The sequence below is a fragment of the bacterium genome (assembly GCA_022763185.1).
Classification (GTDB): Bacteria; Bdellovibrionota_G; JALEGL01; order JALEGL01; family JALEGL01; genus JALEGL01.
Genome location: JALEGL010000006.1, coordinates 78380 through 98475, shown reverse-complemented (window position 1 = coordinate 98475; position 20096 = coordinate 78380). Strand labels below are relative to the sequence as shown.

18 protein-coding genes are annotated in these 20096 nt (G+C 38.6%); 6 read left to right on the top strand and 12 right to left on the bottom strand.

Going from position 1 to position 20096, the window contains the following annotated elements; genetic code table 11:
* Positions 1 to 120 precede the first annotated feature (120 nt).
* Positions 121 to 3366 (top strand): hypothetical protein, encoded by a 3246-nt coding sequence (locus MRY82_03095; protein ID MCI5071917.1) that lies wholly within the window; start codon positions 121 to 123, stop codon positions 3364 to 3366.
* A gap of 131 nt (positions 3367 to 3497) precedes the next feature.
* A complete protein-coding gene (locus MRY82_03090) occupies positions 3498 to 4637 on the top strand; it encodes an MFS transporter (GenBank protein ID MCI5071916.1) in 1140 nt (379 codons plus the stop codon).
* 3 nt (positions 4638 to 4640) lie between these two features.
* Here the strand turns inward: MRY82_03090 and MRY82_03085 are convergent, their stop codons facing one another.
* From MRY82_03085 to MRY82_03050, 8 genes are all read right to left on the bottom strand, one after another.
* Positions 4641 to 6011, bottom strand: a complete 1371-nt coding sequence (locus MRY82_03085) for an ATP-binding protein (GenBank protein ID MCI5071915.1) — start codon at positions 6009 to 6011, stop codon at positions 4641 to 4643.
* A gap of 2 nt (positions 6012 to 6013) precedes the next feature.
* The gene (locus MRY82_03080) at positions 6014 to 6712 is read right to left on the bottom strand and encodes a response regulator transcription factor (protein ID MCI5071914.1); all 699 of its coding nucleotides are present in this window, start codon (positions 6710 to 6712) and stop codon (positions 6014 to 6016) included.
* Between the two features lie 75 nt (positions 6713 to 6787).
* Complete coding sequence (locus MRY82_03075) at positions 6788 to 7120, bottom strand: peptide chain release factor-like protein (protein ID MCI5071913.1); 333 nt, start codon at positions 7118 to 7120, stop codon at positions 6788 to 6790.
* Positions 7117 to 8037 (bottom strand): DMT family transporter, encoded by a 921-nt coding sequence (locus MRY82_03070; GenBank protein ID MCI5071912.1) that lies wholly within the window; start codon positions 8035 to 8037, stop codon positions 7117 to 7119. Before MRY82_03070 ends, MRY82_03075 begins: the two co-directional genes overlap by 4 nt.
* Before the next feature lie 224 nt (positions 8038 to 8261).
* Positions 8262 to 9107 carry a VWA domain-containing protein gene (locus tag MRY82_03065; GenBank protein ID MCI5071911.1) on the bottom strand — a complete coding sequence of 282 codons (846 nt, stop codon included), beginning with the start codon at positions 9105 to 9107 and terminating at the stop codon, positions 8262 to 8264.
* A 165-nt stretch (positions 9108 to 9272) separates the two neighbouring features.
* Positions 9273 to 9683, bottom strand: coding sequence for a hypothetical protein (locus tag MRY82_03060; GenBank protein MCI5071910.1), 411 nt, complete (start codon positions 9681 to 9683; stop codon positions 9273 to 9275).
* Positions 9684 to 10165: 482 nt separating this feature from the next.
* Positions 10166 to 10828 (bottom strand): MBL fold metallo-hydrolase, encoded by a 663-nt coding sequence (locus MRY82_03055; protein ID MCI5071909.1) that lies wholly within the window; start codon positions 10826 to 10828, stop codon positions 10166 to 10168.
* The gene (locus tag MRY82_03050) at positions 10825 to 11658 is read right to left on the bottom strand and encodes a hypothetical protein (protein ID MCI5071908.1); all 834 of its coding nucleotides are present in this window, start codon (positions 11656 to 11658) and stop codon (positions 10825 to 10827) included. The genes MRY82_03055 and MRY82_03050 overlap by 4 nt, the downstream gene beginning before the upstream one ends.
* A 46-nt stretch (positions 11659 to 11704) precedes the next feature.
* On the opposite strand from MRY82_03050, the gene MRY82_03045 reads away from it, so the two are divergent.
* The 3 genes from MRY82_03045 to MRY82_03035 all read left to right on the top strand — a co-directional run bounded on the left by MRY82_03045 (position 11705) and on the right by MRY82_03035 (position 16536).
* Entirely contained in the window at positions 11705 to 12361 is a 657-nt protein-coding gene (locus MRY82_03045) for an HAD family hydrolase (protein ID MCI5071907.1), read from the top strand.
* A gap of 407 nt (positions 12362 to 12768) precedes the next feature.
* A complete protein-coding gene (locus MRY82_03040; protein MCI5071906.1) occupies positions 12769 to 15579 on the top strand; it encodes a vitamin B12-dependent ribonucleotide reductase in 2811 nt (936 codons plus the stop codon).
* Between the two features lie 156 nt (positions 15580 to 15735).
* Positions 15736 to 16536 carry a GNAT family N-acetyltransferase gene (locus MRY82_03035; protein ID MCI5071905.1) on the top strand — a complete coding sequence of 267 codons (801 nt, stop codon included), beginning with the start codon at positions 15736 to 15738 and terminating at the stop codon, positions 16534 to 16536.
* Between the two features lie 124 nt (positions 16537 to 16660).
* Here the strand turns inward: MRY82_03035 and MRY82_03030 are convergent, their stop codons facing one another.
* Positions 16661 to 16900 (bottom strand): ferredoxin family protein, encoded by a 240-nt coding sequence (locus MRY82_03030; protein ID MCI5071904.1) that lies wholly within the window; start codon positions 16898 to 16900, stop codon positions 16661 to 16663.
* Positions 16901 to 17083: 183 nt separating this feature from the next.
* On the opposite strand from MRY82_03030, the gene MRY82_03025 reads away from it, so the two are divergent.
* Positions 17084 to 17632: a cob(I)yrinic acid a,c-diamide adenosyltransferase gene (locus MRY82_03025; GenBank protein MCI5071903.1), complete on the top strand. Its 549-nt coding sequence runs from the start codon at positions 17084 to 17086 to the stop codon at positions 17630 to 17632.
* A 16-nt stretch (positions 17633 to 17648) separates the two neighbouring features.
* Here the strand turns inward: MRY82_03025 and MRY82_03020 are convergent, their stop codons facing one another.
* The 3 genes from MRY82_03020 to MRY82_03010 form a co-directional block, all read right to left on the bottom strand.
* A complete protein-coding gene (locus MRY82_03020; protein MCI5071902.1) occupies positions 17649 to 18500 on the bottom strand; it encodes a proline dehydrogenase family protein in 852 nt (283 codons plus the stop codon).
* A gap of 20 nt (positions 18501 to 18520) precedes the next feature.
* Positions 18521 to 18991 (bottom strand): transcription elongation factor GreA, encoded by a 471-nt coding sequence (gene greA / locus MRY82_03015; GenBank protein MCI5071901.1) that lies wholly within the window; start codon positions 18989 to 18991, stop codon positions 18521 to 18523.
* 243 nt (positions 18992 to 19234) lie between these two features.
* Positions 19235 to 20029 (bottom strand): SDR family oxidoreductase, encoded by a 795-nt coding sequence (locus tag MRY82_03010; GenBank protein ID MCI5071900.1) that lies wholly within the window; start codon positions 20027 to 20029, stop codon positions 19235 to 19237.
* Positions 20030 to 20096: the final 67 nt, after the last annotated feature.

The window sequence follows — 20096 nt, the reverse complement described above, 5'->3', positions numbered from 1 at the left end:
TAGCAAATTTTTGTTAAGATTTTGTTAAGAAGATTTTACAAAAAATTTATATTGAACATGTTTTAAGTTTTTGATAACGTCGCGCATTATTTTTAAGTTTTTAGCTGTGGGGATTTGATCATGCTTTTTAATTTTTTTCGTAAAAACACTGTTGCATTGGTGCTTTTAGCCTTTTTTTCGCTATATGCGCAAAACTTCCAAGAAGAGGACTCTATTGTTGTATTTGAAGACCACATTTTAAAAACCTTATTTGAAAATGATGGTTCAATATATGAAAAATATGGTTTTGAAGATTTAAGTGGCCAAGAATCAACTGACTGGATGATTAATGCAGTTTCTGTATATTCAGAACTTTATGCAATCGCTGATGATCAAGACTTCGCTTCAGGCTATAGACTTATTCAAGATAAAGTTAAGCAGTCTATTCAAGGTAATATCTTAACTTCTGTTGAACAAGGCAGCCCTGATCATATTCGCTTTCTACGATACCATTATCATGCTGATAAATACTTGAGGTCAAAAGCGAAACTTATCAGTGACTTAAGCAGTAAGGGGCACGACGATAACAAATATTACAACGGTCTATTGGCTGCATTCCGCTCAGATTTACAGGGTTATCGTAGGCCAACGCCACTAACCGAGGAAGAAAGAAACTATACTCGTGCAAAAAGGAATCAACGCTGGAACTTAATAGAAGCTGGTGCTGTTAGAGTTGAAAAACAAAATACTGCTGAGTATTTTTACTACCAGGCTTTAAAAAATATTTTACAATCACATGCAACGTTACTTGTCTTAATTTGGGATAAAGAAACCGACCCAAACTTTAACCATTATTTAAAAAATATCGGTAATCTGGTTGGGCAAAAGTTTTGTATTGATCCTGAAAACAATAGACAACGTGTCGATGGTGAACCTTATAATGAAGAAGATGTAAGAAAGTGCCTTTCTGTTGCGAATTACGTTGGAGATATTGTCGCGCATGAATACAATAATTGGACCTTGGATATAACCCCTCGACAAAAAGCCATGCAAGTTATTTCTATGGGTTTAATGAGAGCGCAAAGTAACTTAAATCAGATAAGAAATAATTTTTCTATTTCTGCAGATTCACTGGAATATAAAAAATATTTTTCATCCTATATGTCTGCTGCTTCCGGCCCTGGTCTAGTTTTATTTGATGATAATATGGAAAATATTGTTGGAAAGCTAATCATGCCAGAAGAAGTTCGTGACCGTTATCACGAACATCTTATTTACGAATCCAATAAGCCTCAATTTAAAGAACACGATGCAGCAATGAAAGCTGCATTAAAAGCTGCCACAAGAAAAATTTGGGCTGAGTATAAAAGTCTTTCAGACACATATTATGCGTCAATCTCACGTAACCCAGATAAAATTGTTACTTATGTAGTAAAATATCACTCTGCGGCGGCTGCACAAGTTTGGAACAAATCCCCTAATTTTGTCTACGATATATCCGATGCTTTAGATAATATTATTCGTGAAGACAAACGCTCACAAACTCGAAAAAATGTTCTCATGTGGGGAGGCTTGGTTGTGCTAGGCATTCTCATTCTTACCGGTGTTGGTGGGGCTGTTGTTAGTATTCTTCTTGCTGGAACAAAACTTGCTGCAACTCTACTTGCTGTATCACAACTTATGGGAACCATTGGTCTTTTTGTTGGCTTGGCAGATGTTGGTATATCAACCTATGAGCTGGTTGATAGAACAGTCGAACACAAACACTATAAAGCTGGTTTACTCTCTGGGAATCAAGCTGATCCCGCCGTAGTAAGAGCAAGTTATTCGAATATGATAGAAGCACGAATCGCTACAGCCTTAGCTGTCGGCGGCACTGTTTTTGAGATTTCTACAATGAAAAAGCTTATTCAAGGCGCCCAAGCTGCCAATCAAGTTGGTGATGCAGTTTTATCCAATGCAAAAAATGTTACTCGAAGTTTAGATGACTTAATTAACAGCGGCATATCCGAAACTGCACAAAAAATGTTGCGGCAATGGAAGTCAGTAGACGCGTCTTCTTCAACCCTTATGCTGCATAATATGGAGCTTGATGAATTAGAGCTCTTAGGTAGATTGCTGAACGATAATAGAACTGTAAACTTCATGAATCAACTGATGAAAAAAGTTGAAAATCCAAACAATTGGTCAGAAAAAGTTTATGCTGCCAACAATCTAAAAAACATGTTACACCGCCTTGCTCCTGATTTAATTGATGAAAGTGATGATATAGTCATAACTTTTAATAAACTATGTCATAATATTTACACAAGTGTTGATGACGCTACTTTTGCTAATATAGCCGGTGTTTCTCATAGCGGAGTATTAAATGTATTAGCTCGTTCTGACTTAGCTAATTTAAGACAAAGCAGTGAAGCGCTTTTACAAAGAATGGGAATTGATGATTATATTGTAGAACCAAACCATTTTTTAGCAAAGGCTGATAAAGAAGCTCTTTATGCCAGATATGGCAAAGAAACGGTAGACTTGGCACTTGAACAAGCTGTTGTATTTAAAGTTTCTCCTAACTCAGTTCCTGATAATCTAACAAATGTTCATTTTAGGGCTCCGGCAATGCAGCATGCAGATATATCAAGAAAAATTGCTAAAATGGAAAAGCACGGAGCAAGCTTATACCTGGACCCGAGTCTACCTGTTGATGGAGCAATGCATTCCACTGTTTCTGGCTTTAACATGGAAAGAGGGTTGTATTCTGAATGGAGAATATTACTTCACCCAGAAGGCGAGTTTCATCTTTTTGCTCATGAATATCAGCATTTTGAATTTCACGTAGCCACCCATGAAATATTAGATGAATTGATGGGTAGAACAAACAATGTACCGGAAATTGTAACGTTTTCATCTAATTTTGATACTTTTGCTAAACAAATTGCAAGCGCATCATCAGATTCTTTAGAAGCCATTCAAAGAAAATACCCTGATTTTTATCAGACACTTCTCGAAGCAAATGTTTTGTACAGACAATCAGATAATAGTTTAGGCACCTTAGCCATTAATGAAACACTATCTACAAGACGTCAGATTCAATTGATAGATGGTTACCGAGTCTTTTCTCCAGAGTATTATAACTCAAGAACATATGGACTAAGATTTCAAATTACAGATTGGGATCAAATGATTAGAAATGGTCACACATTTACAGCTGCACAAAGAAAATACTATGCTAAAGTCTTAGCTGAATACATTATTTTGGAAACAGTTGATAGAATCATCCAATCGCCATCATTAATATTTAAACCTTTTGTATTTTTCACTGCAAACACCGCTGTCATCACTTACGGCAACAAGTTTATAGAGTTGCCCTATGAAAAAGTTACCATCCAATAAAAATATTCGAGTTTGGGTATCTAATATAGTACCCAGACTCAAATAAACATATTATTGATTTCTAAGTTTACCCAATATAAAAAGGCTGGGTGCAACCTTCACACCTCAACCATGCCAAGAAGCTTTTAGCCATGAAATTTATCAGTCATGCCATGACTTTTATTATTCCTTTGTTGCCCGCGTTTTTGGTGCAGGTGAGTGATTTATCTGCCACCACGGCTTCCATTCTTTTAGCCGGCATCTTTTTTGTCTCTGGTTGCACGCAAGTGTTTATTGGCAACTCTTTTGATGAGGGTTACGGCAAATCGGCCTTGGTCTTTGCTTTTTTTAGCGCCTTGATTGGTATTTTGATGCTGATGTTTCTCTATCAAAATCTGTTTGCCATTGCTATAGGTGCCATTTTAACCATTATTAGCTTGGATATTGTCAGTACCGCTATTTTAAGAAGTTTGGTGGCCTCAGCTCCTGACCATCTTAGGGCAGAGGCTTCAGCTAAACTTTACCTTGTCCATAACTTAGGCTTTTGTTGTGCCTCAATCTTGGCATTTTATTTCTTGGAAAGCCATCGTTTATTATTATTCACTGGCGACCTGATCACAACCTTGTCCATGATTGCGCTATTTTTATTTTTGTTCAACTCGCTGAAGTTTGCTGCCAAAAAACAACGCAAAAGTCTATTTACCGTGATTGATAAAGCCTGGCTCAAACGCAACTGGAGCATGCTGATTTTTCATTATTTGATGTACATCAATATTTTTATTCATGCGATCGTTATTCCCATGCTTTTTAGCAAAGCTGGCATCAATGCCATTAAATGGACAACGTTTCTTTTGGCCATCAACACTGGCGTGGTGGTTGTGTTTGCTTTGCCACTGACCCGCTGGACCAAATCCTGGAATGATAAATATACTATTTTACTCAGCTGCAGTTTGTTTGGCCTGGCTCATGCTATGGTCCCTTATTTTTTAGAGCCTTGGGGCATTGCCATGACTGCAACCATAGGCGTTTTAGGGGAAATTAGCTGTGTTCCACCCTTGACCAACATTCTTTACCGTTGTTTTAAACAAGAAAACATGGGGCTGGCTTCTGGCTTAAAGGTAAGCCTACGTGCCGTCAGTATGTTTAGCATGCCTTTGTTAGGCTTGCTGTTGTTTGGGCTATTTCCAGCTCAGTTCAAGCCGGCCTTTTCATTGATGTGTATCATTATTGCTATTTTAACTTTTTTAATGGGTGCGCTTGCTCTAAAGCAAGCACAGCAAGCCCGTGTATAGTTTTTAGATATTGATAATTTTAAACTCTATATTGAATGTGGTCCCTTGATTAGGCTTTGAAGTAACCGTCCAATGTGAAGCCCATTGATCTAAATAGGCCTTAACAATAGATAAACCCAAACCCGTACCTGATTCTTTTCTGGCTTTATCAATCCGGTAAAAACGTTTAAAGATGTTTTTCTTTTCATGCGCCTCTATCCCTGAGCCGGTATCGCTGATGTTTAAAACCAAGCTGTGCTCATTTTTTTTGATAAGCAGTTCTACCTCACCTGATGGCGTATACTTTATACTGTTATCCACCAAGTTTTGAATCACTTGGTAGAATTGCTCTTCATGGCCATTGATCAAAAATAAGGGCTCTTGATCTTTTTGTGATGAAACAAGCTGATTGTCTAATTGAAGATCAATGCCTTTGGCTTTGGCTATGTTTTGATAATTTTCTACAACCCCCATAACACTGGGCATGGGGTTAAAGGCTTGGTTGGTTTTTTGTAAAGTCTGTTGCTTCCATTGAGAGGCTTTTAAAATATCTTCGGTTAAAACAATCATCCGCTCTACATTTTCACGTATTTTAGAATAACTTTTTTGTTCTTGGCTGCGCTGATCTTTTTGTAAAATGTCCAAATGCCCCAAAATTACGGTCAAAGGTGTTCTTAGCTCATGCGAAACATTTTCTAACATGGTGTTTCGGTTTTTTTCTAAAGTTTTATCTTTAGAAACATCTTGTAAGCTGATTAAAATTTTTGATTTACCCTTGAGACCCAAGCTGCGCATTTGTACATAAACATACTTGGCTTTACCTTTATCAAAAAACTGGATGTGCTCTTCAATGGGCTTTTGTTCAACTTTTAAAGTTTGAATGGCTTCTAATATTTGTGGCCTAAATACAACTTCCCCAACAAAAGCCCCTTGCATGCTATGCTGTTGTTCAATGCCTAAAATTTTTTTGCAGGCCGGATTGTAAAATAAAACTTTATCCTCTTCATCCAGCATCATCACCCCATCCACCATTTGTAAAAGAATAGCACTGAGTTTGTCTTTTTCTTCTGCCAAGTCATCAATGATTTTTCTTTGGGTTTTTTTGAGCTTATGAACCTTACTCTCTACATCCAATAAACTGCCTGAAAAAAATTTCCTCAACCTGCCAAGGTGCCTAATTCTAATGTCTGAAGAGCGCTTTGAGTCAATGTTTTTACTCAATTGCACAATACGTTTTTCCAAGAAAACATAAAAACCATAGCTGATGATGAACACTAAAAGCAAAGCTAGAAAGTCCACAAAGCCCCACTGCTGAGCAGATAAAAGCCGGCCTAGATTAAAAATAGCTATAAGTATAAAAAAAATAAATGTGCTGTATTTATACTGTTTCATCATTTTCATTGATCTAATTCTGTAACAAACCGGTAACCAACGGATCGTATGGTTTTAATATAATTTCCATAAGGTTTTATTTTTTTTCTTAAGGAAAACATGTGCACATCAATATTGCGGTCATAGACCATAGCATCTTCGCCTTTTATGGCATCCAGAAGCTGATCTCTAGTATATACCCTATCTGGACGACTGACAAAACACCACAACATATCAAACTCAGTTTTGGTTAAATGAATGTCTTTTCCATCCACCCTTACAGCTCTCGTTGACTGATCAATGGTTAAAAATTTAAATTTGAGTATGTCATCGTTTTTTTGTGTACTATCATGATAGCGCTTGAGCACGTTATGAATTCTGGCATTAAGCTCACCACTGCGAAATGGCTTGGTGACATAATCATCTGCACCTAACTCCAGCGCTTTAACTACACTGGCTTCGTCAGATTTGGCAGAAAGCATAATAATCCCTAGCTCTTTGTACTCAGGATTTTTTCTCAAACACTTACAAACGTCTAAACCATTTGTTTTGGGCATCATGATATCTAGTAAAAGCAAATCAATATCTGTCTGTTCATGCAAAAAGTCCAAAGCCTGTTCACCATCGTAAACTTGAAAGACTTTAAACTCTGCTGCTAATTGTGCAGCCAATACATCTGAAATATCTTTGTGGTCTTCTGCCACCAAGATTTTTTTTTGAGCCATGTTTTAAAGATCAAAATATAGTCAAATATTATAAATGTGAAGAAAAACTTTCTTCACCCAAAAAAACCTTTAGTTTTATACTTTGACTTTCTGTCTCTGCTGTTTTTTCTCTGATTGTTTCTTTTTATCATCGATTCTTTTTTGTTTTGCGGCTTTACTGGGCTGGGTGGCAATTCTTTTTTTGGGTTTTCGATTTAATTTCTTTAAGCGCTGTATCAGGGTATCAATGGCCTTTTGTAAATTGAGTTTTTGTGAACGTTCTGTGGTGGCCATGATCACAATACCCGTAGGAATATGGGTTAAACGTATTCCAGTCTCTTTTTTGTTACGGTGTTGTCCTCCTGGTCCAGAACGGCGAATACGCTCTATGTCCAAATCCTCTTTTTTTATTTTACCAGACTTATTCATGCTGCATGCTTTGCTTTGATTGTATTATCATTTATTTGTGTGCTGTTGACTGGTTTACTCCGCATCCAGTACAAACCGGTAAATATAATGGCCATACCCAACCACTCACTCAAGTTGGGAATATGTCCTTTCAACAAAAAGTCTAAAGCAATCGCTACCAAGGGTACCGTATAGGTTACACTGGCAGCTCTAACTGAGCCCCAGGTATGAACCAGATGGAAGTAAAAAATCCAAGCAATGGCGGTGGAGAAAACAGCCAGATACAATAACGACACAATACCCATAGGTTGATTTAACCAGTTGTTGGGCCATGTCTCTCCCATGACAAAAGCTGCTGGAATAGAAACCATACAACCTCCTATGCTTTGCGCAAACATAGACCAACGAGGGCCCATCGACGATCCCAAACGTTTGATAAGATTGGTTCCCAAGCCATAAAAAATAGCCATACATAAAATAGCCAACAAACCCTTAAGCTCTCCTACATTTTGAGTTTTAAACAGTGGTCCAGAAAAAATAAAGAAAATACCTATAAAACCCAAACTAACGCCTACCCACTCCCGAGACTTGGGCTTATCTGAACGAAAACAACAAATTCCCCATACAGCCACAAAAATAGGAACCCCACTGTTAATCATAGAGGCGACAGCAGGAGCTACATATTGCTCTCCCCAAAACAAACAGACCCAGGGAATTCCTATGGCTACGGTACCGCTAAGCACATACCATACAAATTCTCTAATATTGCTAAAACCTTTGGCTTTGGTCATCACTGCAGCTAGCCCCATTATAATACCGGCAAAGCCCATCCTAAAACTGGCGGCTAACATGGGCGGAAAAACATGCAAAGACTGCTCAATAGCAATAAACGACCCACCCCAAAACAAGGTGAGCAAAGTAAAACGTAAGGCATTCATGCTCGTGCATCTACCATTCTTGCAAGACAAATGGTATGCTTTTTTGTACAGATGTAAAAAATTCAACCTTGGCAGTTAAAATTATAATATAAAGCAAGAGAACTTTCGCTAAAAAATATGCCGGCATGCCATTCACTTGTGCCGAACAGTATCAAAAGTATCGGCTCTTTTTCTTGCCTACTTTCATTATATTTAAAAATTTATAATCAAACTGTCAACATGCACTAATTGCATATGGATAAGCCATCAATCCACTGAAGCAATTCAAAATATGACCTTCCCAGATAGTGTTCCACCTCATCAAACACTGCAGCATCATTTTGTTGTTGTGGACTGGCCAAGTGATACAAATGCTCTTCATCTACTGGCTGCTCTGATTCTGCAATATTCAGTGCAAAAACCTTAACTTTTTGTTCAAATCCCAAATAAATTGATAAATTCTTTATTTGTCTTGAGAGCATGACCTCATGATATTTGTCCATGACTGCTTCTTGCGCTATTTGCGCATCTTGACCCACAAACATTCCCACACCTTCTTTGTAAAAGAATGATTGCTGTTTAACATCATCCAAATCATAGTCCATACTTGGTTGTAGAGTATGCCAAATGGGATCACCATCAGACAGTAATATTAAACCTCTGTGGATCTCATTCGGTCGTTCATCAAAAGAGTATTCAAACATTTGTTTTGCTTTTTCCAATGCCTCTAAAATATTGGTACTATTGCCACGTGCAAGAGAGCTTATTTGCCTAATACTGTTGTTTATACTTTCTTCATCGCCAGTAAGCGCCTGCTCATAAACCACGCCACCATTAAAGACAACAAAACCAATACGTATGGCATCTTCATCCACAACATAACGATCAATCTCAGTCATAAAAGCATTCACCACTTCTTGAGTTTCTTCTGAAGAAACACTGCCAGAAATGTCTAACGCAAACACAAAGTCCGCACGCACGCATAAAGCCTTATCTTGAGTATGTATTTGAGCTTTGGCGTAATTGACTGCAAGAAGTAAACTTAAAGCCATAAGCCATACTTTTGTTGTTTGAGTATTTTTTAAAATCATAATCCCCCCAGATATTAGATTGGTTCATTGCTATGTGTGTTTTTAAGCGTTAAATACTAAAAGTCTCTACCAGCAAAGACAGATTTAACTGCAGCCTAGTCTGGTCGTTGATCAGCATAAGCTTGATCGGTAATCTTGCCTATGCTGATGAATCAAAAATTACTTTTAATGCATGTTGTTGTATTCTTTGTACCACTTTTCATTGAATGAGCTTGGCACGGCTTTGCTGTTTCTGTTTTCTAGCGCGTTTTGACGGACCGCAGTGGCGTCTTCAATGCTGATGAACACTTTTTCTAAGCTATGCACAGTATCACCCGAAAGAATAAACAAAGAAGGTTGACCCAATTTTAGAGCGTCCTCATTAGTTACCACAGCAGGCTGAGTGAGCTCGATCATTTGCCCCTCACTGTTGATTGTGAAAAGTGACACTTCCTCGGTATAGCCAATTAACGCTGTTGCTGTAGCAGTATCTAGACTTTCAAAGTCATGGTTACTTGCTTCTGCTCCGCTCTGCGCTTGGATGTTGATGGCTAGCAAAAGTGAAAGTGCTAAAGCAAAGTTTCGAATGTATGTCATGATGCCCCCTTGTGAGATTGTTTAATTATTACAATTATTAATTGTATATCACTTAACATAACTATTTCTTATATGTCAACTGACAGAGATAAAAAACTAACCCCGTCAATGTCAGGATTGAGGCACCGCTCAATTGAATTGGTGTTTAATTCAGTGTTTTTTTGCCATTGAAAAAAGTGCTGGCATATTTTCTTGAAAACTTAAAAGAATGACACGTTCTCAAAATGAATGACTTAAACCTTTTCACAGCTAAGCTACACCCCACGGTTTGCAGGCTTTTAACTGGTTTTCATCCACTTAGACATTTCACTCCATTGCAACACGCATAGCGCTGCTTTTGACTGAACTTGACGTCATTACCAGCACTAGCCTATTTCGTATGAATCTTTTGATGAGGGTTGAGGAATTGATGATCTTGCCAGTGCTTTATGTGAATCACATCATGAGATGGATATCCCTATACTCAGATAGCACAGAGCAAATCACTCTTCTTCAAACTTGCTAGGATCTCTTTTGCCAATAAAATTATGCACACTTTCAAATTGCAAATAGGGATTGTCTTTTTTTTCTTCGCCCATTTTTCTTTGTTGAACATCCGCATAGTTATGGCCGGGGCACAAAATCACGTCATCATCCACTTTACTTAAACGATGGTATAAACTTTCATAGAGTTTTTCAGGATCTCCGCCGGGTAAATCAGTTCTGCCACATCCACCTATAAATAAAGTGTCTCCGGATACCAGTTTCTGATTGACCATAAAGCACTGGGAGCCCGGCGTATGTCCAGGGGTGTGAATGCATTTTATGGGAATATCGCCAATGTGGATAAAGGTTTCATTATCGGTTTTGAGGGCGGTTTCTTTAAACTCACCCAACCATGGCATTTCATCTTTGTGCATGTGCACTTTGGCTCCGGTGCGTGCAATCATGTCTTCTACCCCATTAATATGGTCTGGGTGCCCATGCGTGATTAAAATATCCGTAATTGAATAGTCGTCTTGCTCTGCCATTTTGATGATGGCATCAATATCCCAAGCTGGATCAACCACTGCAGCTGTTCTGGTTTTAGGGTCCCCAATCAAATAGATAAAGTTAGCCATAGGCCCAATTTCAACTTGTTTAAAAAAAATCTGTTTCTCACTCATGCGTTCACCTCTACTTTTACGTTTGCGCTCGATACCAATGTTTTTTCATCCCATGCTTCACGGTGCAGCATAGCCAAAGCCCAATCTTCTTGATTTTTTTCACTGTGAACAACGCTGCTTATCATTCCAATTATTTTTTTTTCATCCCCTTTACTTAAAGTATCTCCGGCTGATAGCCTGTTCAAAGGTGCTTTAACATTAAACAACTTACGTGCCACACGCTCTCCTCGAGCATGAACACGTGCCACAGTTTCTTGCCCTAAATAACAACCTTTATCTAAAGCCACCCCTTGTTTTAAAAAATCACTTTGCAAAACCAACATCCCTGACTTTACATCCTGCAACCATTTAGGCCAACGTTGTTGTATACGAAATAACTCCCACGCCGGTTCTGACCACACACCTAAATTTAACGCTTCTACTTTATCGTTGTCTAAAATAATTGATCTATACAGTATTTGGCCATTGATTGTAATTTTATGCTGTTGTGTCTGGGCTCCAAGGTCTGCTTTTTCTAGGCTATAATAACTGTATTGGATAGGAAGTAGATTAAAATCAACTCGGCTTCTTAACTTGTAACTTTGAAAAATATCCAGCACACCGTCAAGCATGGTTTTATGCATATCCAATACATATCTGTCTTGATTGAGACTAACCCAGAAATAAGCTTCTACACCGCCTTTTTGATTCAGCAGGCAGGATAAAACTGCCTGATCTACGTTGGCTTTGAGTAGATTGAGATTTTGACTGAGAAGATTTTGCAAAAACTTTTCTGCATCTTGCCCTTCAATCTCAACAAATCGTCTATTTTTTCGTTGATACATTTGCATGTCTTGACCTTAAGTTAAAAACTATACACACTCTGCCCTAATGTCTATGCAAAACCCAATAAATTTAAAACAAAAACAACTTTTCATTTTTGATTTGGACGGCACGCTCATTGACTCTTCTTTGGATATTTGCAACAGCCTCGCCGCTGCATGCAATAAACTTGGAATCACTCCTCCCAGTATTGATGAACTTAAACAATATTTACATCAAGGCAGCAGACAAATTCTTTTAGATTTACTCAAAGATAAAGCTCTTGTTAAAAGAGTTTACCCTCATTTTATTCATTTTTATCAAGAAAAGCTCCTGCATAACACCAAGCTTTACGACAAAGTTGATCATATTCTCCATACCATTAGTCAATATGCTAAACTTGCTTTGATGAGCAATAAACGTGAAGCGCCTTGCCACACAATTTTAGAAGGGCTCAATATCAAACACCTGTTTAGTATGGTTGTAGGTGGAGACACGTATCCAGTAAAAAAACCCCACCCTCTACCTTTACAAAAAATATGTGAAACCCTCGGAGTAAACGCAAAGGATGCTGTTATGATTGGGGATAGCCCTGTTGATATTATTGCTGCCCAAAAAGCAGGCATGGATAATATTGCTGTTCTTTCTGGCTTCACAGCCAAAAAACCCCTTTTAAAGAGTATGCCCAGCATTTATTTTGAACATGTTTCTGATATGATTAATTATATTTAAATATATAAGAAAATATTTTGAATGCTGCTCTCTAAAATAGTATAGATAAGCTTTATAAAAGCACTAGCGTTACACTATTTAATATAAAAAGACCTTGTCGCTTTTGCTGTAAACTGAATAATGTTTGACATTTATATGTATCTAAAGTCTTTGTGGTTTTTGGTTTAAAGTGGTTTTCTTTTTAATCCTAGAGACTTATGAATTATTAAAAATTGTACTTGATTTACTGGCTAATTTTGCCATAAGTTAAAATACATATAGTGCATGGTTATGTACCCTAACCCAATGCCCTACATTGAGATATGTAAACCAAAAACACCGTTCATCCGCCATGATTGTGTGTTTTGGGATTTTTATTCTCAAAAAGCTTTAACGACGATACTTTAATTATTTTTAGGAGGACCTCTATGGAAACATCTGTGATCAATCGCTCAACACCCAGCTCATCATCTCGGAAGAAAAACACACAGAAAAAAACAGGCAAAGGCTTGAATTTTAAACGTTACTTTACTCAAGAAGGTGTGCACCCTTTTGACGCTATTGAATGGGAAACCCGAGAAGCTTTGATTGCTAATGAAAAAGGTGAAGTGGTTTTCTCACAAAAAGATGTTGAAGTCCCTAAGTTTTGGTCGATGTTGGCCACCAATGTTGTGGTTTCAAAGTACTTCAGAGGTACACTGAATACTCCTCAACGCGAAACCTCTGTTAAGCAGTTGATTTCACGCGTTGCTAAAACCATGGCTGGATGGGCTAAAAAACAAAATTATTTTGCCACAAGCAAAGAAGCTGAAATTTTTGAAGATGAATTGACCCACTTGTTGGTCCACCAAAAAATGGCCTTTAATTCTCCGGTTTGGTTCAATGTTGGGGTTGAAGAGCATCCGCAATGTTCTGCATGTTTCATTAACTCTGTTGATGACTCCATGTCTTCCATTTTAGACTTGGCAAAAACTGAAGGCATGTTGTTTAAAGGTGGCTCAGGTACAGGCACCAATTTTTCAAGCATCCGCTCTTCTAAAGAAGGTTTAGCCGGTGGGGGTGAAGCTTCAGGTCCAGTTTCATTCATGAAAGGGTATGATGCTTTTGCTGGCGTGATTAAATCTGGTGGTAAAACCCGCAGAGCTGCAAAAATGGTTATCTTGAATGTTGATCATCCTGATATTGTTGATTTTATCCAATGCAAAGAAATGGAAGAGAAAAAAGCTTGGGCACTGATTGATGCTGGCTATGACGGTTCATTCAATGGTCCTGCCTATGGTTCTGTTTTTTTCCAAAATTCCAACAACTCTGTGCGCGTCACCGATGAATACATGCGTGCTTTGGAAGAAGACCGTAACTGGACAACTCTTTCTGTTGTAGACAAAACACCGGTAGAAACTATGCCAGCCAAAGAAATTATGGAAAAAATTTCCAAATCGGCTTGGATTTGTGGTGACCCTGGTTTACAGTTTGATACCACGATCAACGACTGGCACACCTGTCCTAATACAGATCGCATTCATGCATCTAACCCATGTTCTGAATACATGTTCCTCAACGATACTGCGTGTAACTTGGCTTCATTGAACCTCATGAAATATGTAAGCCCTGATGGTAAATTTGATATTGAATCGTTCAGACATGCCGCTAGAACAACCATTCTGGCTCAAGAAATTATTGTTGATAACGCATCTTACCCTACCCCAATGATTGAGAAAAACAGTCATGATTACAGACCATTGGGTATTGGCTATGCCAACTTGGGTGCTTTGTTGATGTCTATGGGTCTAGGTTACGACTCTGATGAAGGCCGCGCGCATGCTGCTGCCATTACTGCCATTCTTTCTGGCCACACATACAAAACATCCGCCGAGGTTGCTGCAGACAAAGAACCCTTTGCCGGCTATGCCAACAACCGTGAACCCATGTTAAAAGTTATTCGTAAACACGCTGATGCGGTTAACGACATTGATCAAAACTTGGTAGATCGTGAGTTGTATTTGGCTGCTCAAGAAGATTGGGAAGAAGCCTACAGCTTGGGTAAAAAGCATGGCTTTAGAAATTCACAGATCAGTGTTTTGGCCCCAACAGGAACCATTGGTTTTATGATGGACTGTGATACCACGGGTGTTGAGCCTGATATTGCTTTGGTTAAATACAAAAAGCTTGTTGGCGGTGGTTACTTAAAAATTGTCAACACCACTGTGCCTATGGCTCTTAAAAAACTCGGCTATGACGAAATACAACGTCAAGACATTTTAGGCTACATTGAAAAAGAAGAAACCATTGAAGGCGCACCTCATATCACAGCAGAGCATGTTGCCGTATTTGACTGTGCCTTTAAACCTATGAATGGTGAACGTTCTATTCATTATATGGGTCACCTAAAAATGATGGGAGCTGTTCAGCCCTTTATCTCTGGTGCTATTTCTAAAACGGTTAACTTACCCAACACCGTAACAGAAGAAGAAATTGCTCAGGCCTATGTTGATTCATGGAAAATGGGCATCAAAGCAGTTGCCGTATACCGTGACGGCTGCAAGCGCTCACAACCTTTAAACACTTCAATGGACAACAGCAGTGAACAAGCAACAACAGCAGTCACAGCTAAGCCTTACCGCAAACATCTTCCAGATGAACGCCAATCCATTACTCATAAATTTTCTGTGGGTGGTTATCAAGGTTATATCACTGTGGGTATGTTTGAAGATGGTAATCCAGGAGAGATCTTCTTGGTCATCTCCAAAGAAGGAACCATTATTTCTGGTATGATGGACTCTTTTGCAACGGCCATTTCTTTAGCTCTGCAATATGGTGTCCCATTGCGTGTGTTGATTGACAAATTCAGTCATACTCGCTTTGAGCCTTCAGGCATGACCAGCAATAAAGAAATTCCATTTGCCAAATCATTGGTAGATTATATTTTCCGTTGGATGGCGTCCAAGTTTTTAAGCGCAAGTGAAAAAGCTCAGGTTGGTGTTTTATCGGAAGATGCTAAACAAGCCGTTGAACAAGCAGAAAAAGCGCTCAATACAAGTACAACAAATGGTGCAACAACAACCACCACAACAGAAGCAAGTAATGCAGTTGCCGGTGCAGAGCTGGCGCATGATGAGTCTAACTGGTCTATCCAAGTTCAGCAAGACACACCTCCATGCACAGAGTGTGGGTCTATGACCATCCGTAGCGGTGTATGCTACAAATGCCAAAACTGTGGCGCCACCAGCGGTTGTTCGTAAAACTCTGTTTTACCAAGAGATTCTAGTCATAATTAAAGAGGTATGCCATGCTGCATACCTCTTTTTAGTTATACAATGACAAGAAAAACCCATGATGATAATTTTACACTTAAAATCATGCTTTATTTTCAGACAATTTTTTGCTTTATTCAGTAAATGGAAAAACTACTCACTATTCCAAGAAAACGTGCTGAACTAAAGTATTTAAAAAGACACTTTTTTCAAGCGTGCAATTTCTGTGATCTACTATCCTGCTATAGTGATGACCATTTAAATCAATATCAATTTTTTATCGACAAGCAAGGGCAATCAAAAACGTTTATTGCTGTGTCACCCAATAACAACAGCTGGAACATATATGGACAACCTTCGCAGCATAGTACAGAGTATTTAAACTTTTTATATTCAATGCTCGGCTACCCCAACATGATTTTTGGACCTGTGGAACTGCAAAATTTTTTTCCCAATGACTTACAAGAAAAAGTACATGCTCAAAATCCCTATCTGTTTATGCACATTGATCAAAAAAAAATTCAACACTCAATGCCTAATCATGGTTATATGGATAAAGCAAAAACCAAAGATTATCCACTGATCAAAACATGGCTTGAAACATTTAATCTTGAGCAAAATTCGTCTTGGACTGTTCCTAAACTGTCAGATATCAATAAAAACCAATATTACCTTTTATTTAATCATCAAAACCAATTTATAGGAGCTTGCGGCAATACAATCGTATCCCCCAATCGCTTTTGGATGGGGAGACTCTTTATTTTTCAAAAGCATCGACGACATGGCTGGGGAACGCTTTTTACTCAAATGCTATTACTGCAAGCTAAAAAAGAAGGCAAAGACATGGCTTTACAGGTTAACACGTCCAATAAACCTGCCATTGCCTTGTATAAAAAATTCCAATTCAGCGTTGTCGGTGAAAATTGTTTTTGGAAACTAAGTTAAGCGTCTGTTTAGTTTTAAGGGATTAAGCAGGCGAGAGATCTTGACCGATAAAAGGCTTGGGAAAAAGCGATAAAAAAAGCCAAGCACAGGGCTTGGCTTTAAAAAAGCTAAACTGTAGAGATTTTTATTCAAAGTATTTTTTATTTTTTTCAATAAAGGGCTGCCATTTTTCTGGCACTTCCTCTTCAATAAAAATAGCATTGACTGGGCATGCCGGCTCACAGGCACCGCAATCAATACATTCTTCTGGGTGAATATACAATTGTTCATCAGAATCTTTACCGTGAATACAATCCACAGGACACACTTCAACACATGCTGAGTCTTTTACACCTATGCATGGTTCAGTAATAATATAGGCCATTGTCTGGTCTCCCTTCAAACACTAAATCAGATTTGGTTTCACATATGCTCTCACTTCCACGAAAGCTTGATTATGATACCATTTGTAGCTGCACTTGCAATAAATCTTATCTTTTGTGTTTTAAAATAACGCCCACAGTCTGTTTACGTGCAAAAATAGGCAATATTGTTTAAAGTAGCTGTTATGAAAATTTACACCAAAACCGGCGATAGCGGAGAAACCTCACTCTTTTCAGGTGGGCGCGTACAAAAAAACCATATCCGAGTACGTGCCTATGGCGAAGTCGATGAACTTAACAGTTTGCTTGGATGCACGCTAAGCTTTTGTCAACATGAAGAAACTGCAACACAACTGACCCGAATACAAAGTGAGTTGTTTTCACTGGGTGCTGTATTGGCTACACCTAAAAAAAGTGACTATGTTCAAGAGCTTGAAAACAGCCATATCGAAGCCCTTGAACAAGAAATTGATCATATGCAAGCCCAACTCTCTCCTTTAAAAAACTTTATTTTACCCGGCGGCAGTCAATGTGCTTCTTTTTTGCATTTTGCGCGGACTGTTTGCAGAAGAGCTGAACGGGCATGCTTAGATCTTCACCAAGAAACAGCCCTGGATTTATGGATCATTCAATACCTTAATCGTTTATCCGATTGGTTATTTGTCTGCGCCCGCTACCAGAACCATTTAAGCAAAATCAGTGAAACCCAATGGCAACAAAGCCAAGCACCCTAGTCAAGACTGTCTTAATTTAGCGTTCAAAAAGACCTTTGAGGACAAACCAAACGTTTTCTTTACGCTCTTTTAAACGCCTGACAAAATACGGCAACCACTGTTGGCCAAACGGAACATAGACTCGAACCGGATGGCCGTCCTTGGCAAGCTCGGCTATTGTCACTCGCCTTAGGCCATACAAGACTTGAAATTCATACAAACTTTTATCAACTTTATGTTCTTTAATATAAGCCAAAGCCCAGTCAATCAGTGATTGATCATGAGTTGCTATGGCCACTTTACAGTGTTTATTCCATAAAATTTGAACCAACTCTTTGTAATTGGCTCTAACTTCATCCATGTTTTGATAAGCAATATGTTTTGGCTCTTTGTATGCTCCTTTGCATACTCTTACGGGTGCACCCATTTCAGCCAAACGTTCTATATCTTGTTTACTGCGATGCAAATAGGCTTGAATCACAATGCCCACACTCTGACCATATTTGGCAAACAGTCGCTCAAAAACAGTGATTGTTTTAGAGGTATGCGATGACCCTTCCATATCAATACGAACAAAATTATTGGTTTGTTTGGCTTTGGCCAAAATATCATCCACTTGCTGCACACAAAAATCTTGCTCTAAATCCAAGCCCATCATGGTTAGCTTTAAGGAAACATTACTATTGAGTTTTTGCTCTTTAATTGTATCTAAAAGATCCAGGTATGCTTGGGCAAAGGCTTGCGATGCAACTTTATTATCAATGTCTTCACCTAAAACATCCAAGGAAACCGCAATGTTATCTTGATTCAGTGCTTTGACTGGTTCAATAATATCCTCTACAGTTTCTCCGGCAACAAAACGTTTGGCTAACTTTGCTAAAAGTCTCATATTACATCCTCATTCAACACTTATTTGTCAATGCTGACAATTTCTAACTCGCGCTCACCCCCAGGGGCTCGTACAAGTGCAATATCACCTTCTTGTTTACCAATCAATGCTCTGGCAATCGGTGAGTTGATTGAAATGTCACCTTTTTCCAAATTGGACTCTACATCACCAACAATTCTGTACTTCATTTCTTTATCTTGCTCAGCATCATACAAAGTCACGGTTAAACCAAACACTACTTTATCCGTGGATAGACTGTTCACGTCAATAACTTCAGCGCGGGCAAATTGATCTTCTAAAAATCTGATTCTGGCTTCTACCATACCCTGTTTTTCCTTGGCTGCATGGTACTCTGCATTTTCTTTTAAATCTCCATGCCCACGCGCTTCTTCAATATCTGCAGATATTTTAGGTCTTTCAACATTTTTCAATTGATTCAGCTCTTCTTGTAGGTTTCTCTTACCTTCTTCGGTCATTGGTACACGATCCATTGTAGTTTCCTTTCTAAAGAGGCTTCTCACTTCGCTCTTTTTTAAATGGGGTATCACCCTAAAACAAAAATCACATTTTTATTTTCTCACCCCTGTGCCAAAAACGATATAACATGGCTTTTGCTTTTTTATTTATTCTAAGCTCCAGGTCAGAGTCTGGACAAGCCCACTCTTGCTTTGTTTTTAACTATTGACTCTACACTTCATATGTAAAGTAGATGGTATTGTATGAGATGCAAAATTTTATTCGACAATTCTCTCACCGCCATCAACACCTAAAACATTTCCTGTTAGCCAATGCGTATGCGGTAAAGACAAAGCTAACACGGTATCGGCAATATCTTGTGGCGTTGTTAAACGTTTATAAGGGTTTTTCTGGCTGGCAAGTTCTATCATTTCAGCATTACCTGGAATTTTTCTTAATGCCGGAGTGTCGGTAACACCGGCCATAATAGCATTGGCTGTAACTTTCATTGGCGCTAACTCTAATGAAAGCTGTCTGATATGAGATTCCAAAGCAGACTTGGCAGCAGAGACTGCGCCATAACTTTTCCAAACTCTTTCTGATCCAGCGCTGGTCATAGCAAATATACGGCCACCTTTTGCCAATTGCTCAGCTTTAACCAAATCTTGCACCCAATACACCAAAGAATTGGCCATGACATCCATGGTCATGTTCATTTGTGATTCTGTCAGAGCGGATTCATCAATAAAAGGCTTTAAAGCGCCAAAGGCTAAAGAGTGTAAAACAATATGTGCTCCTTGACCGTCACTCACTTCTTTAAGTTGGGCAATAGCCTCTTGACGTTTTTGAGCATCAGATGCATTCATATTATTAAAAACAGCTTGTGCACCATTGGCTTCTATCGCAGTAATGGTTTTTTCTACTTCTGGCATAGTAGACTTACGATCTAAATGCACCCCATAAATATTTACGCCAGCTTCACTCAAACTTTTTGCAACTGCCGCTCCAAAACCACTAGACGCTCCTAAAACCAAAGCCCATTTACCTTTTAAATCCGAAAACTGATTGTTCATAATATTAAAATCCTTGATCTATTTTTAGTCAAATCTCCAGCTACTCACCACAGGACTAACATCATTT